Here is a 15387-nt window from a genome sequence, read left to right as displayed (position 1 = left end):
TATATCATTGATATCGAGGTGTATTACATGAACACTGAAAAAGCTGTTTTAAATTATTTTATCCAAAATCTAAGAAATTATACATCTGGAGAAGAATTATCCAATCAACTAAATATTTCTCGAACAGCAGTCTGGAAAGCTGTTAAACAATTAAAAGAACAAGGCTATGAAATTTCCAGTAAAACAAGAAAAGGATATTGTCTAGTTGATAATGGAGTATTGAATACTGCGTTTATTAACAAATATTTACATACTGATAATCTTGATCTGCATGTTTATGAAACTATCGGTTCAACTAACTCTGAAGCTAAAAATATCAGTAGTCAACGTCATTCTACTGAGCCACTGGTAATTATTAGTGACCAACAAACGGCAGGTTACGGACGCTATGGCAGAAAATTCGAATCACCTAAGAATACCGGTATTTATATGAGCATCTTGCTTGAAAATCAACATCAAAATGATTTAAATCCTGGTTTGTTGACTACTGCTGTCGCTATTGCGGTTAGTCGTACTATCAAAAAGTTATTCCACAAAGATACAGAAATTAAATGGGTTAATGATGTATTACTTGACGGTAAGAAAATTTGTGGCATTTTAACTGAGGGTGTTGCTAACCTTGAAACGCAAAGTATCTCACAAGTTATTATCGGAATTGGTATAAACTATACCACTCCCCTAGAAGTATTCCCTGCTGAACTTAGGGAAAGAGTTGGTTCACTTAAAGAATTAGCTGAAAAGTACCATGTATCCAGAAATATGTTTATTGCATGTTGTCTGGATGAATTTTTCGCTATTTATCGTAACTATACTTCTGCTGATTTTATGGATGAATATCGTAAATTATCTGTTGTTATCGGTAAAGAAGTTCGCATTAAACAAGGAAATAAAATAATAACTGGTGTAGTTTCTACCATTGATGATTTAGGAAGAATTGTCCTTACTGATGGACAAATTTTCAGTTCCGGTGAAGTCACCAAAATTAGATATTAAGAAAAAAACCTGGAATTTTCATTCCAGGCTTTTTTGTCAATTTAGTATTTTATAATTCAAATGGTTTGTCAATTTCAGCTGTAAATTTCATATTTTCAGGAACGTCTTTCCAAAAATCATTTACATCTTGCTTAATTGGTGGAAACGTATTGAAGTGATATGGAATAACTTTTTTAGCATCAATTAATGAAGTAGCATAAGCAGCATCGTCAGGTCCCATTGTATAATAATCGCCAATTGGTAAGAATGCCAAGTCAATTTGTTGCTTACGTCCAACTAGCTTCATATCACTGAATAAACCAGTATCTCCAGCGATATAAATTAATTTTCCTTCAATTGTTAAAGCTAAACCAGTTGCCATACCCAATGGCACATTAGCAGTTGTATGCCAAGCTGGAATGATCTTAACATCGCCCCAATCAAAATGCACTGTTCCACCATAATTAGGACCTTCAACTTTGAAACCTTTTTGTGCGTAATCATTAGCCAGATCCATCTCTGTTACAATTGTCGCACCTGATTTTTTAGCTAATTCTTCCGTATCTCCCACATGATCATGATGTCAACTGCCCCAGTCTAAAGACATGGGGCTTGTAGCTCACGACCTTACGGTCAGTGGTAATAACGCAACTTCGTTGCTCCCACACTATACGTGGCTACATCATTGGGTGGTTGGCGACACCCACTTAACTAACACGTTTACGCATTAGTTGTTAGTTCAAATTTAGGTTGTTCTTGTCCACTAATATACTGAGTTCCAAGTAATTGGATATTCATAGCGCCAATACGGTCATCATTAGAACAATAACCACAATTAGTACAGTGATACTCATGTTTTTCATGATGGCGATTATCTTTTTTGATAATTCCGCATTTAGGACAACGTTGAGATGTATATTTAGCAGAAACTTCAACCACTTCACTATTGTGTAAGTGTGCTTTATAAGTTAGAAATTGTTCTAATTGATAAAAAGCCCATAATTTATTTTGATTACGCAAAGCTTTAGATAAATCAGTACGTTCAAAAGAAACACCGTTAAGGTTTTCTAATACAAACAAAGTATTGGCACCATATTTTTGGACAAGTGTCTTAGATAAGCAATGATTAACATCACTTATCCAACGGTTCTCTCGTCCAGATAATTTCTTTAAACGTCTTTTAGCTGACTTAGTTCCTTTAGCTTGCAAGGTAGCACGAAGTTTTTGATATTTAGCACGTTTACGCATAATTGCTTGACCGTCAAAAAAAGCAGTCTTGCCTTGTTCATCATAACTAGTAGCTAAAAAGCGTAATCCACGGTCAAGACCGACAACGTGTTTTACGGTTTGTTTATCAAAATCAGCGACTTCTTTAGTGGCTGAAATATGTAAATACCATTTGCCACTGGATTTAAGTAATTTAGCTAAGCCAAATTTCCAAGTACCGTCAAGGTACTGATTGAATCCACGACAAATAGGCTCGACTTTAACACGACCATCAAGGGTGTTAATGGATAATTGACCGCTACTTAAATAAGACCAATCACGATTACGTTGAAGATCTACTTGTGGACGATTAAAAGAAATTGGTTTATGTAACCAATTTAGATCACGTACTTCACGGTACCACTCACCAGTATTTTGGTCTTGATATTTATAAGGTCTACGTGCCATTTGAGTTTTGACAGTTTTATAGCGTGCAATAACACTTCTAATACAAGAAATAGTCATTTGTGACTTAAGATTAAATTTTTCTCTAATAGTGTTATAGATTACTTTTTGAACTTCATTTTTATTCAATAGGAAATTATTATTAAATAAATATTCAGAAACGTAATTGCAAGCTAAGCGATACTGTTCCATTGTTTTAGAAAATTTCATACCAACATTTGGTTCTAAAATGTTCAATTTAACTTTAATATTAACTGTTTGTTCCATATTTTTCTCACCACCTTTCACAGTTATATTATAACATGCAAAAGCTGAGAAAAATATAATAAAAATTAAGAAAGGAGGCGGCGAGAGTCGACTTTAACAAGTCGAGGGCTATTCCTCCAGTGATTAAAACCACTGGCTTCTCGCCCAAACATCAGTGAATGAGTTAATAAAATATAGTCTGGATTGAAATCTTCTGGTCTAGTCTTAGTAAATGGATTTCCTGTGATAAAAGGATCAATTAAGATTTGCTTTCCATCAACTTGAATTTCGATAAAAGCATGTCCATGCCAAGTAATTTTCATATTATCACCTCAAAACTATTATAAGAAAAAAAGTCATGCCCTTCCAACAGAAAAGCACGACTCTGTATTTTCTTAATATAATTTTTCCACTTGTTCTTGAACTGAATCTAATGCCAAGAATTCATCGTAAGTAGTGTCAAAACGATCAACAATTCCTTTAGGACCTACTTCAATGATATGATTTGCGATTGTTTGAATGTACTCATGGTCATGAGATGTAAAGATAATCGAACCTTTGAAATCAATCATGGAATCATTAAGTGAAGTGATTGATTCTAAGTCTAAATGGTTAGTTGGATCATCCATCAATAGCACATTAGCACGCTCTAACATCATTTTAGCTAGAATACAACGAACCTTTTCGCCACCAGATAACACTTTGATTTGCTTATCAATATCATCGCCTGAGAATAACATTTTACCTAAGAATCCACGTAAGAAAGTATTATCATTTTGCTCTTTAGTAGCGAATTGACGCAACCAATCTAAAATACTTAATTCATCATTATCGAAACTAGCATTCAAGTCTTTTGACATGTAACTTTGACTTGTTGTTTGTCCCCAAGTTACAGTACCTTCATCAGGTTTAATTTCACCTGCTAAGATTTGCATTAAAGTTGTGGTTGCTAAGTCATTACGTGATAATAAAGCTACTTTTTCGCCAGGACGAATAATAAAACTTACATTATCAAGAATTTTTTCGCCATCAATAGTATGGCTAATATTTTCAACCTTAACTAAATCATTTCCTAGTTCACGTTCCATTTCAAATTTAATAAATGGATACTTTCTTGACGATGGTTTAATATCATCCAACGTAATTTTTTCTAATTGTTTCTTACGTGATGTAGCTTGCTTAGATTTAGAAGCATTTGCAGAGAAACGAGCAATAAACTCTTGCAATTCTTTAATTTTTTCTTCCTTTTTAGCATTGGCATTTGCTTGAAGTTTAGCAGCTAACTGACTAGATTCTAACCAGAAGTCATAGTTACCAACATATAACTTAATCTTGCCATAGTCCACATCACACATATGTGTACATACTTGGTTCAAGAAATGACGGTCGTGGGATACCACAATTACGATATTTTGATAATCTGCTAAAAAGTCTTCTAGCCATGAAATTGTATGTACATCTAAACCGTTTGTTGGTTCGTCTAATAATAAAATATCAGGTTCACCAAATAAAGCCTGTGCTAATAAAACTTTAACCTTATCACTTTCAGGTAATTCGCTCATCTTAGCATCATGCAAGGATTCTGGTATGCCTAAAGATTGTAGAAGTTGTGATGCTTCTGCTTCTGCATTCCAACCATCCATCTCTGCAAATTCAGCTTCAAGTTCTGCAGCCTTAATCCCATCTTCTTCAGAGAAGTCAGGCTTAGCATAAATCGCATCTTTCTCTTTCATAATTTGATAGAGCTTTTTATGACCTTGAATGACAGTTTCCATTACTGTGAATTCTTCAAAACCAAAGTGGTCTTGGTTCAAGCTTGAAATACGTTCATTACTACCAATTGAAATATTTCCAGTTGTTGGTTCTAACTTTCCTTCAAGTAACTTTAAGAAAGTAGACTTTCCAGCACCATTAGCACCAATAATACCGTAACAGTTTCCTGGAGTAAATTTCAAATTAACATCATCATAGAGTAAACGTCCAGAAAAGTTTAAACTTAAATCACTTACAGTAATCAAATAAATTTCCTCGTTTCATTAAAAGTAATAAGTTCAATTTAGCATAATTCTATTGTTAAAAACAAGCTAAATTATTAATTTTTTAAATTTGCCATAACTTTTGTCGCTATTTTCAATACTTTTAGATGTGAATCAATTCCAAAATCTCGTTCATCATAATTATCAACATCTTTCAGTGAATCAGCTGTGAATAAAATCTGGGCAAAATCCACATTTCTAAACTGTGAACATGCGGCTAAAGCAGCACATTCCATCTCGACTGTAGCGACTCCTTGTTTACGATAATGATTGACCAACTCTATAGTTTCCCTGTAAAATCCATCGGTTGTCCATGTTGTAACTTCATGAATTCGATAATTAAAATCTTGTAGTATTTGTTCTACTTGCTGTACAAACTTTGAATCTAATTCAATACTTTCACTAGCTGGTAGATAATGCAACGATGTCCCTTCATCTCTAATTGCTTTTGTTGGAATAACAAACTCATTTTCTTCAAAATCTTCTAGTGAACCACAAGAACCAACAGCTAATATCTGTTTTACTCCATAACCAATTAGCCAATCTAATAGTTGCGTAGCTGCTGGTGCCCCAAGTGGAGCTTGGCATAATCCTATTTTTTGTCCTTCATAATTAATTTCATAGACATTAGGATTAAAGGAAATTGTCTCCATGCTCCCTACAATTCGATAAGAATATCTTGCTAAAAATTTATCAATATTTTCTTTAGTTACAAAAGCATAAATTAATTTTTTTGGCAGCTTATAATTCAAACTCTCATGGTTTGGATTGATTACTGCGTCCTGTGGATAATCATGTATAAATAATGGCAATTTTTGATAGTCCATTCTATCATCTCATTTCAAAATTAATTTACACAATATTAGCATATCAGTATCACCCTCACAAGTTTAGAATATAGAAATTTTTGACAATAATGGTACAATTATAGTGTGAAATCATTTACATAATCTGTAAGGAAGTGATCTTATGAGTGAAAATGTATTTTTCAATCCTGGACAATCAATCTCTAGTTCTTATGATTTCGACAAGGCTTATACTGCTGCTAAAATCTATCATAAAAAAGCTGACAACCCTGCTCTGATTGTTCAAGAAAAAGATGGTCAACCTTATGTTATCTTTGATGAAACTAAGGCTCTACAACAAGAAGCAGCTGAAAGTAAAAAGTATTCTGTAATTAAACGTGTTTCCCATGATAAGGAGTGATTATTTTGGCAAAAATTCCTAACTATACTTTAAATGATGGTAATCAAATTCCTGTACTTGGATTTGGTACTTATAAATTGAATGGTGCTACAGGAGTTAACGCTATTAACAGTGCTTTAAATAATGGGTATTCATTATTAGACTCTGCTTTTAATTATGAAAATGAAGGTACAGTCGGTGAAGCAATCAAACGTTCATCTTTTAAGCGTGAAGATATCTTTGTAACCTCTAAACTTCCGGGAAGACATCAAGTATACGAAGAAGCTATCCCTACTATTCAAGAATCACTTTATCGTGCAGGCTTAGATTATTATGATCTATATCTCATCCATTGGCCTAATCCTAAAGAAGATCATTATGTTGAAGCATGGCAAGCTTTAATTGATGCACAAAAATTCGGTCTTGTTCGTTCAATTGGGGTCTGCAACTTCTTACCTGAACATCTTGATCGTTTAGCTAATGAAACAGGTGTGATGCCAGCTGTAAACCAAATTGAATTACATCCATATTGGTCTCAAGCTGTTCAAAGAGAATATGATAAAGAACATGGTATTTTCACACAAGCTTGGAGCCCACTAGGTAGAGCTAATTCAGTATTACAAGATCCTGTAATCGTTGAAATTGCCAAGAAGCATCATAAATCTGTTGCTCAAGTAATTTTACGTTGGGAATTCCAATTAGGTGTAGGTATTATTCCTAAAGCTAACTCTACAAAACACCAATTATCCAATTTGGATATTTTTGATTTTGAATTATCAGCTGATGAAGTCGCAGCTATTACTAATTTGGATAAACCTAATGGCAGAACTAAGAATCAAGATCCTGCTGTTTACCAAGAATTTTAAAATTAGGATCCGAATAAAAAGGCATCTAAAAAATAATAGATGCTTTTTTATTATACGAATTTGTCTAATTTACGTTTTAGACACAGGACCAATTTTTTAATTTCTGCAATTTCTATAGTTTTTGCGTCAATTTTCAAATTGGTCCTATGTCCAGATTTAACATTTTGACTTTTTTAGAATTTTTTAGCACATACTATCCATTTAACTTCTCCATTTTTCCAAGATGTTAATTTTTCAATCTCTTGATATCCTAATTTATGTGCCATTTTCAAACTATTAACATTATTAGCTTTAATTAACATTTTTAAGGTATTTATCTTTGTTTTTGATTTAGAGTACTTTTCAATCTTACTTATAACTGCACCTGCAACTCCTTTTCCCTGATACTCTTCACTTAGCCAAAGTCCAACCTCACCCATTTTGCCATCTGGTGATATATCGCTAATATCTGCCATTCCAATAACTTTTTCATTCAGTAAAATTACAAAAGTTATTGTTGCTTCTTTACGTTTAGTGTGGATAATTTTTTGAATATATGTATGCATCTCATCTTCATTGTGAATATCTCTTATCCACTCAATCCATTTTTCCAAATTATTACGATTATCCACAATCAATTGATATAATTCTCCACTATCAGCTTCAGTTATCAACCTAATTCTTACGTTATCCACCTAAATTCCCCCTTTTTGTGTAAAAAATAAGCCAGCTACATAAAGTAACTGACTTATCAACATGTTTATTATTAATCTTCCTTGTGGAAACGATTCTTGAACAATGGACTAACTGGCTTATGTTCATGAATACGTTTAATAGCGTCACCAATAAGTGGACCTACAGAAACTTGAACAACTTTGTCAATCTTCTTGTCTTCAGGAAGGTTGATAGAGTCTGTAATAACCATTTCCTTAATTGGAGATTTTTCAATACGTTCAATGGCTGGACCTGAGAATACAGGGTGTGTAGCACAAACATATACTTCTACTGCACCAGCATCTTTCAATGCTTGAGCTGCTAAAGTAATTGTTCCAGCTGTATCAATCATATCATCAATTAAGATACAACGTTTACCATCAACAGAACCAATAATGTTCATAACTTCAGCTACATTAGCCTTAGGACGACGCTTATCAATAATAGCGATTGGTGCTTTCAAGAATTCTGCTAATTTTCTAGCACGTGTAACACCACCATGGTCAGGAGAAACAACAACTGCGTCTTTTTCCAAACCATTAGTTAAGAAGTAATCAGCCAATAATGGTGCACCCATTAAGTGGTCAACAGGGATGTCAAAGAATCCTTGAATTTGAGCAGCATGTAAATCAAGAGCTACCACACGAGTTGCACCAGCTTTTTCTAACATATCTGCAACTAATTTAGCTGTAATTGGTTCACGTGAACGAACCTTACGATCTTGACGTGCATATCCATAGTAAGGAATTACAACGTTGATAGTTGCTGCACTAGCACGACGAAGAGCATCAATCATAATTAATAGTTCCATTAAATTATCATTAACAGGAGCAGATGTTGATTGAACGATAAATACTTCATCGCCACGAATACTTTCTTCAATGTTGATACGGATTTCACCATCACTGAAACGATCAACAGAGATTTTTCCCAAAGGTACCCCAACAGCTTCAGCAATTTTTTCTGCTAAAGGCTTATTTGAATTTAAAGCAAAAATTTTAAGCTTTGGATCAGAATATTGTCCAGACATAACGGCCTCCAATTATTTATACCTATTATTTTACCTACTACAATAGTACGTCAAAATATAGTCTAAAATCAAGCAAATTTAGTTTTTTCTTACTCTTCTTTAGCTTTTTCTTCAGCAATACGTGCAGCTTCAGCTACTGGATAACGGTCAAAATAACCTTTTTTGTTAACTTGACGTCCACGAGCAATTCCCATATCATGTGCATCAATATCATCTGTAATTGTTGAACCTGCTGCTACATAAGCATGATCAGCAATATTTACAGGTGCGATAATATTTGAAGCACTACCAATGAAGGAGTAATCTCCAACTGTTGTATGGTGCTTGTTAATTCCATCGTAGTTAACAAATACTGTGCCACAACCAACATTAATATCTCTACCTAATGTTGCATCGCCAACATATGTTAAATGACCAACTTTAGTATTCTTTCCAATTGTAGCTTTCTTAACTTCTACAAAGTTTCCGATATGAGCATTTTCGCCAATTTCAGCTTTAGGACGTAAATGACTGTATGGACCAATGTTAGAATTCTTATGCATTACAGCATCTTCAATATAAGAACTTGTAACCTTTACGCCATCTTCAATTACACTGTCTATAATTTCAGAATGAGCACCAATATAGCAATCAGCACCAATTTCTGTCTTACCTTTTAATTGTACTCCAGGCTCGATAACTGTATCTGACCCTACTTTTACATCGATATCAATATAAGTTGTATCAGGATCAATTAAAGTTACACCTTGACGCATTAGGTTTTCATTAATACGACGACGCATTACTTTGGTTGCATTAGATAAAGCAATACGATCGTTAACACCCATTGATTCTTCAAAGTTCTTCATTTGGTAAGCAGCAACAACTTTACCTTGTTTTTGGAAAATTTCCATTACATCTGGAAGGTAATATTCACCTTGTGCATTATCATTTTTAATTTGATGTAATGCCGCAAATAATTCTTTATTATCAAAACAATACACACCAGTATTGATTTCTTTTACTGCAGCTTCCTCAGCTGTTGCATCTTTTTGTTCAACAATTTTTTCCACAATTCCAATTTCATTACGGATGATACGACCATAGCCAAATGGATTTTCAGCATGAGCTGTTAAAACTGTAGCTACCGCACCTTTAGATTTGTGATATTCAAATAATTCTTCAAATGTCTTTGCTGTGAAAAGAGGTGTATCTCCACAAGCAATTAAAGTCATACCATCTTTATCACCGAGTAATTTTTCAGCTTGTAAAACAGCATGTCCTGTTCCTAATTGTTCTGCTTGTAAAGCGTATTTTGTACGATCACCTAAAGTCTTTTCAACCATTTCAGCACCGTGACCTACAACTGTCACAATTTCATCCATGTTATTCTTTTCAATTTCAGTTAATACATGATCTACCATTGGCTTTCCACATACTGGATGTAGTACTTTATATAGCTTTGATTTCATGCGTGTTCCTTGACCAGCAGCCAAGATGATAGCATATTTAGAAGTCATAATATTTCTCCTTGTCAAATTAATATTTACTACTGTATCATACTCTATTTTTACCACTGATAACAAGGTTTGAAACTGAAGTCAAAATAAATCTTAATCAAGATTAGATTTCGTTCTTAGTATTCTCTTTAATTTCTAACAATTATGCTAAATTCTTAGATTTTTTCCCTAAGAAAAGTAGTACAACGATAACGATGATGTTAACTACAATTCCACTAATTAGAAAGACTGTTGGATAATCAATTTTAGCGAATAAAGTACTGTAAATCAGCACTCCAACTGGTGTGAGAAGTTGTGCTAATGTATACAAGAATGTCATAACTTTTCCTAAATTTTCTTTAGGAATTACTTCTTGAACATAGGTAAATAATGGAGGATCGGATAATGCAGTTGAAATTCCTAAAATTAGTTCAAATACGATGAAGATTATCAAAGTCTCATGTTTAAAGAATGATAATGAGATCCCTAAGATCAATAACGCTACCGCAAAAGAAGAATATAGTCTTATAATAAATCTAGTAATATTCTTTATATTAATTGCAGCTATTACTGCTCCTCCTAGAACTACTCCAATAGAATACAAACTTTGAATATCTCCACTGACTACTGAACTATATTTCAAAACATGAATAACAACATATGGAACACCAATCGTTAATGAAGTTACTGCTAAATTCAAAAGCATAGCTATCATTGTTAATCTAGTTAATTCCATATTACCTTGTAAAATTTCAATTAACTTTCTACCCGTTTCATGTGCTTTTTCTTCATTTCTATGAGCTTTAAATTTAGTTATTACTGTCAAAAAGATAGTCAAAATTTCAGTTATAATTTCAATTAAAATTATGTATTCAAATGCGATTTTCCCGTAAATATACCCTGCTAATGGTAGTGCAGCAATACCTGCAATCGCAACCCCTGTCGTTTGAATCGCATTTAGCTTCTGCAAGTAATCTTTAGAAACTATGTCTGGAGTTGATGAAAGATATGAAATTGAGAAAAATCTAGCACAAATATTACTAATACTTACAAATACTACTGATACAACCAATAGATTAGTTTTCACTGTTAGTGGGTAAATAATTAGGAAAATTGCCAAGCAAATTACCAAAGCTATCTCTGCTACAATCGCGACATTTTTGCGTGGATATTTATCTACAACTTTACTAATAATTGGCGATAAAATTAGGCCAATAATTGGTCCGATAAATATATTCACTCCATAACCTAAAGCTGAACCTGTTATTTCTAATAGCTTTAATGACAAAGCATAAGTAAATATCGCTGCACCTAACGCATTAATGATTGTTGTCGTTCCAGCTTTTAGTAACTGAAATAAATTAGATCTTTTATCCCCCATACAATCCGCCCTCCACATATTATAATTAATTTATAATTATTTTATCATTTTTTTCGGAAAGTTTCATTAAAAAAATAAATTATTTACTAAGTACACATGTACCGTAAATAATTCATTCCTATCTTTTATATTTTAATCTTCTTTTTTGCCAAAGACTTTTTCTAAATAATTTCCTGGACTTACGTGAATAGTTTTATCAATTGTATTAACACTATCAACTTTTAATAATGATGTGTAATCTTCAACCATTCGACGACCATCAAATGCACCTTCTGCAAAAACAGTAATTCCCACAAGTTCAGATTCAAATTCTTCAATCATGGACTTCATACCGTTAACAGTACCGCCGCCCTTCATGAAATCATCTACTACTAATACATGAGAACCACGTTTCAAACTACGCTTGGATAATTCCATTTTTTCAATGCGTTCACTAGACCCAGATACATAATTTACTGATACTGTAGAACCTTCAGTAATCTTAGAATCACGACGCACAATTACGAATGGAACATTTAAATATGAAGCTACACTTTGTGCAATTGGAACACCTTTAGTAGCTACTGTCATTACTGCATCAATTTGCTTATTTATATATTGACGTGCAATCACACGACCAACGTGTCTCAAAACGTCTGGTCTGCCAAGTAAGTCAGATAAATATACGTATCCCCCAGGTAATAATCTATCTTGGTGTGAAAGTTGTTCAGTCATATCTTCGATAAATGCACGTGCTTCATCTTCATCAATAGATGGGATAAAAATAGCTCCCCCTGTAGCACCTGGTATTGTTTCTAAAATTCCTATACCTCTTAACTTAACAGTACGTTTTATAATAGCCAAGTCTTCACTGATTGATGATTTAGCAGATTCATAACGTTCGGCAAAAAAAGTTAATGACACTAATGTATGTGGTCGTTCCATAAAATAACGCGTCATATCAATTAATCTGTCGCTTCGTCTTGTTTTCAAACTAATACCTCCTAAAATATCCATCATATTTCTATTTTATAATACTTAGATATTATACGTCATTTTACGGTATTTTCCTAGTTTTTTTATTATTTTTTATAATAAAGTTCGTTTTTTAATAAAATATAAATTTAGAGGTACTAATCTAAGAAAAAGATTAAGGCAATTTTATTTTATATCTTCAGCAATTAATTTAGAAATAAATTTTCCAATTTCAAAATATTTTTTAAACTATTGGCGATGCTTTCCTAATCTATCGTCAGTCATCCGTTCTTTTTTTAATGACGATTTGGATAAAGACTATACATATCTCTAACTTCAATGTCATTGTCCAAAGATTGAGCTAATGTTTTATTAACGGTTGAATTGTTCAAATTTGGATGAAATAAAAATACTGTAGTTTTCATTAAAAATCTCCTTACTCATCTTCCATAATCTTATATTCTGTAAAATAGCTTTTATGCTGCTTAATCTCTCCAGATTCATATAAACTTTATGTTCTAAACGTGCAATTGAACGATTAAGATTGTGTTGTTTTTCTTTTAGATTTGCCAGTTGCTCTTTCAATAAATCTTCACGTGCTTGTAACGTCGAATCGCCTTTCTGAATCATTTCAGCATAGTCAACTAATTTTTCAACAGGTACACCTGAATGACGCAAACAAGCTATCATTTCAATCCATTCTTGCACACTATCATCGTAATAACGATTTCCATTACTTTGACGTGGAACATTAGGTAGCAGTTCTATACATTCGTAATATCTTAGTGTATCTGGCGTAATATTATACTTTTCTGACACTTGGGTAATTGTTAAGTTCATATTCATCCCCCCTCCATTTTAATTATCAGAATATCACTTAGAGTTAGCTCAAAGTCAAATCACTTATTTTCAAGAAATATAAATAATTTCTTAAAAAGATTTCCCACCATTTAACAAAATAATTAGTTGTATTTATTCTTTATAGAATCGCATTCTCTTTACTTGTAATTTGTATAAAATTAACTTATGATAGGTTTAATATCAATAATTATGAGAAATGAGGTTTTAAAATGAGTCAAAAATTAAAAGTAGCAGTTATTGGTGCTACTGGTATGGTTGGACAAAGATTTATTGCGATTTTGGATAACCATCCCTGGTTTGAAGTTACAGAATTAGCAGCTAGCCCTCGTAGTGCTGGTAAAACTTACGAAGAAGCTCTTAACGGTCGCTGGCGTATGGAAACACCTATTCCTGAACGTGTTAAGGATATGGTTGTTTTAGATGCTAATGATGTAGAAAAAGTTACTTCTAATGTAGACTTTGTATTTTCAGCTGTCAGCATGTCTAAAGATGAAATTAAAGCACTTGAAGAAAGATATGCTAAAACTGAAACTCCTGTTGTTTCTAATAATAGTGCTCACCGTTGGACTCCAGATGTTCCTATGATTATCCCTGAAATTAATCCTGAACATACTGAAGTTATCAAATACCAACGTGAACGTTTAGGTACAAAACATGGCTTTATCGCAGTTAAACCAAATTGCTCTATCCAAAGCTACACACCAGCATTATCTGCTTGGAAGAAATTTGAACCTTATGAAGTAGTTGCTACTACATATCAAGCTATCTCTGGTGCCGGAAAGACTTTCAAAGAATGGCCAGAAATGGAAGGTAACATCATTCCATTTATTAGTGGAGAAGAAGAAAAATCAGAAAAAGAACCTCTTCGTATTTGGGGTCATGTAGATGCTGAAAGTAAGTCTATTGTCCCAGCTGATGATACAGTTATTACTACTCAATGTGTTCGTGTACCAGTGCTTTACGGACATACTGCAGCTGCTTTTGTTAAATTCAGAAAACCTGCTACTAAGGAAGAATTAATTAAAGCACTTGAAGATTATCGTGGTGTTCCACAAGAATTAGAACTTCCTAGTGCTCCTAAACAATTCATTCGTTATATGACTGAAGATGACCGTCCTCAAGTTGCATTAGATGTAAACTACGAAAATGGTATGGGTGTTTCTATCGGTCGTTTACGTGAAGATAAAGTATATGACTGGAAATTCATTGGTCTATCACACAACACTGCTCGTGGTGCTGCTGGTGGCGCTGTTGAATGTGCTGAATTATTAAAGGCTCAAGGTTATATCACTAAAAAATAAGCAAAATAAAGAAGCTTTGATTTTACGAATTTTTTCTCGTAAATCAAAGCTTCTTTTTTATTTATTAATGATTATCTTTTTCTTCTTTACGTTTAATACCTAAACCTAAAAGACCTGCTAATCCTAGAGAGACTAAGCCCATAACCGAACTGTTATTTTCTTTCTTATCTCCAGTTTGTGGTAAAACTGTAGCTTTATTCACAGTTACTTTTTCAGCATTCACTTTTGAAGTTGAAGTCTTAACAGGAGTATCTGTTGTAGTCTTTTCTTCTTGTGGAACTGCTGGAGTTTCAGGTGTTGTTGGTACTTCTGGTTTGTTAGGTTCTGGTTGTGGAGTATTATTCTTTGTATATACATAAACAACTTGTTGGTCTCCTTCAACAACCTTACCTGTTGGATCTGAAGAACCTTCAGCCATATGACTAAATGTATAACCATCAAAGTCTTTTTCTGTAGTGAAGTAGTAACTACCTACATTACCATCTTTAACAACAGTTGTCTTTTCGCCACCTGGTAGTTCATTTCCATTTTCATCCACATATTTAACATATACGGAACCTTTCTTTTCTACCGGTGTTGTTGGTACTTCTGGGTCTTTTTCATATACGTAAACGATATGTTTGTCACCTTCGGTTACCTTACCATTTGCAGAATCGGATGTCTTATCCATTCCTACGAAGTGGTAGCCATCAAAGCTCTTTTCTTCTGTTGTG

16 protein-coding genes and 1 pseudogene are annotated in these 15387 nt (G+C 33.3%); 4 read left to right on the top strand and 13 right to left on the bottom strand.

The window, feature by feature from the left end; genetic code table 11:
* Nucleotides 1–27: 27 nt before the first annotated feature.
* The gene (locus tag NOU10_RS07750) at nucleotides 28–993 is read left to right on the top strand and encodes a biotin--[acetyl-CoA-carboxylase] ligase (RefSeq protein ID WP_255906496.1); all 966 of its coding nucleotides are present in this window, start codon (nucleotides 28–30) and stop codon (nucleotides 991–993) included.
* A gap of 49 nt (nucleotides 994–1042) precedes the next feature.
* On the opposite strand, the gene NOU10_RS07745 is transcribed toward NOU10_RS07750, so the two are convergent.
* From NOU10_RS07745 to NOU10_RS07725, 5 genes are all read right to left on the bottom strand, one after another.
* On the bottom strand, nucleotides 1043–1543 hold the full coding sequence (locus tag NOU10_RS07745; protein ID WP_255906495.1) for a metal-dependent hydrolase: 501 nt from the start codon (nucleotides 1541–1543) through the stop codon (nucleotides 1043–1045).
* 149 nt (nucleotides 1544–1692) lie between these two features.
* Nucleotides 1693–2910, bottom strand: coding sequence for an RNA-guided endonuclease TnpB family protein (locus NOU10_RS07740; RefSeq protein WP_255906494.1), 1218 nt, complete (start codon nucleotides 2908–2910; stop codon nucleotides 1693–1695).
* 65 nt (nucleotides 2911–2975) lie between these two features.
* A complete protein-coding gene (locus NOU10_RS07735; protein WP_255906493.1) occupies nucleotides 2976–3212 on the bottom strand; it encodes an MBL fold metallo-hydrolase in 237 nt (78 codons plus the stop codon).
* Nucleotides 3213–3284: 72 nt separating this feature from the next.
* A complete protein-coding gene (locus NOU10_RS07730; protein WP_255906492.1) occupies nucleotides 3285–4907 on the bottom strand; it encodes an ABC-F family ATP-binding cassette domain-containing protein in 1623 nt (540 codons plus the stop codon).
* A gap of 74 nt (nucleotides 4908–4981) precedes the next feature.
* Nucleotides 4982–5752 carry a nucleoside phosphorylase gene (locus NOU10_RS07725; RefSeq protein WP_255906491.1) on the bottom strand — a complete coding sequence of 257 codons (771 nt, stop codon included), beginning with the start codon at nucleotides 5750–5752 and terminating at the stop codon, nucleotides 4982–4984.
* Between the two features lie 142 nt (nucleotides 5753–5894).
* Between NOU10_RS07725 and NOU10_RS07720 the strand changes: the two genes are divergently transcribed.
* Nucleotides 5895–6131, top strand: a complete 237-nt coding sequence (locus NOU10_RS07720; protein ID WP_160944843.1) for a hypothetical protein — start codon at nucleotides 5895–5897, stop codon at nucleotides 6129–6131.
* Nucleotides 6132–6136: 5 nt separating this feature from the next.
* Nucleotides 6137–6976: an aldo/keto reductase gene (locus NOU10_RS07715; RefSeq protein ID WP_255906490.1), complete on the top strand. Its 840-nt coding sequence runs from the start codon at nucleotides 6137–6139 to the stop codon at nucleotides 6974–6976.
* Between the two features lie 173 nt (nucleotides 6977–7149).
* On the opposite strand, the gene NOU10_RS07710 is transcribed toward NOU10_RS07715, so the two are convergent.
* From NOU10_RS07710 to NOU10_RS07680, 7 genes and pseudogenes are all read right to left on the bottom strand, one after another.
* Nucleotides 7150–7650, bottom strand: coding sequence for a GNAT family N-acetyltransferase (locus tag NOU10_RS07710; protein ID WP_255906489.1), 501 nt, complete (start codon nucleotides 7648–7650; stop codon nucleotides 7150–7152).
* Nucleotides 7651–7721: 71 nt separating this feature from the next.
* Nucleotides 7722–8699, bottom strand: a complete 978-nt coding sequence (locus NOU10_RS07705) for a ribose-phosphate diphosphokinase (RefSeq protein ID WP_003699646.1) — start codon at nucleotides 8697–8699, stop codon at nucleotides 7722–7724.
* An 89-nt stretch (nucleotides 8700–8788) separates the two neighbouring features.
* Nucleotides 8789–10198, bottom strand: a complete 1410-nt coding sequence (glmU, locus tag NOU10_RS07700; RefSeq protein WP_003702576.1) for a bifunctional UDP-N-acetylglucosamine diphosphorylase/glucosamine-1-phosphate N-acetyltransferase GlmU — start codon at nucleotides 10196–10198, stop codon at nucleotides 8789–8791.
* Between the two features lie 142 nt (nucleotides 10199–10340).
* Nucleotides 10341–11558 carry an MFS transporter gene (locus NOU10_RS07695; protein ID WP_255906488.1) on the bottom strand — a complete coding sequence of 406 codons (1218 nt, stop codon included), beginning with the start codon at nucleotides 11556–11558 and terminating at the stop codon, nucleotides 10341–10343.
* Between the two features lie 132 nt (nucleotides 11559–11690).
* Nucleotides 11691–12530, bottom strand: a complete 840-nt coding sequence (gene purR, locus NOU10_RS07690; protein ID WP_250200859.1) for a pur operon repressor — start codon at nucleotides 12528–12530, stop codon at nucleotides 11691–11693.
* Nucleotides 12531–12808: 278 nt separating this feature from the next.
* Entirely contained in the window at nucleotides 12809–12937 is a 129-nt protein-coding gene (locus NOU10_RS07685) for a hypothetical protein (protein ID WP_255906487.1), read from the bottom strand.
* Nucleotides 12938–12948: 11 nt separating this feature from the next.
* A pseudogene (locus tag NOU10_RS07680) lies at nucleotides 12949–13352 on the bottom strand (MerR family transcriptional regulator).
* Between the two features lie 230 nt (nucleotides 13353–13582).
* Here NOU10_RS07680 and asd point away from each other — a divergent pair.
* A complete protein-coding gene (gene asd / locus NOU10_RS07675; RefSeq protein ID WP_255906486.1) occupies nucleotides 13583–14674 on the top strand; it encodes an aspartate-semialdehyde dehydrogenase in 1092 nt (363 codons plus the stop codon).
* A gap of 64 nt (nucleotides 14675–14738) precedes the next feature.
* On the opposite strand, the gene NOU10_RS07670 is transcribed toward asd, so the two are convergent.
* Nucleotides 14739–15387: MucBP domain-containing protein (locus NOU10_RS07670; RefSeq protein WP_255906485.1), on the bottom strand; the 649-nt coding region annotated here is incomplete at its 5' end.

Source organism: Ligilactobacillus sp. MP3 (genome assembly GCF_024436335.1).
In the GTDB taxonomy this organism is placed as follows: domain Bacteria; phylum Bacillota; class Bacilli; order Lactobacillales; family Lactobacillaceae; genus Ligilactobacillus; species Ligilactobacillus salivarius.
The sequence above is the reverse complement of the archived record's forward strand: the minus strand, read 5'-3'. Positions and strand labels throughout refer to the sequence as shown.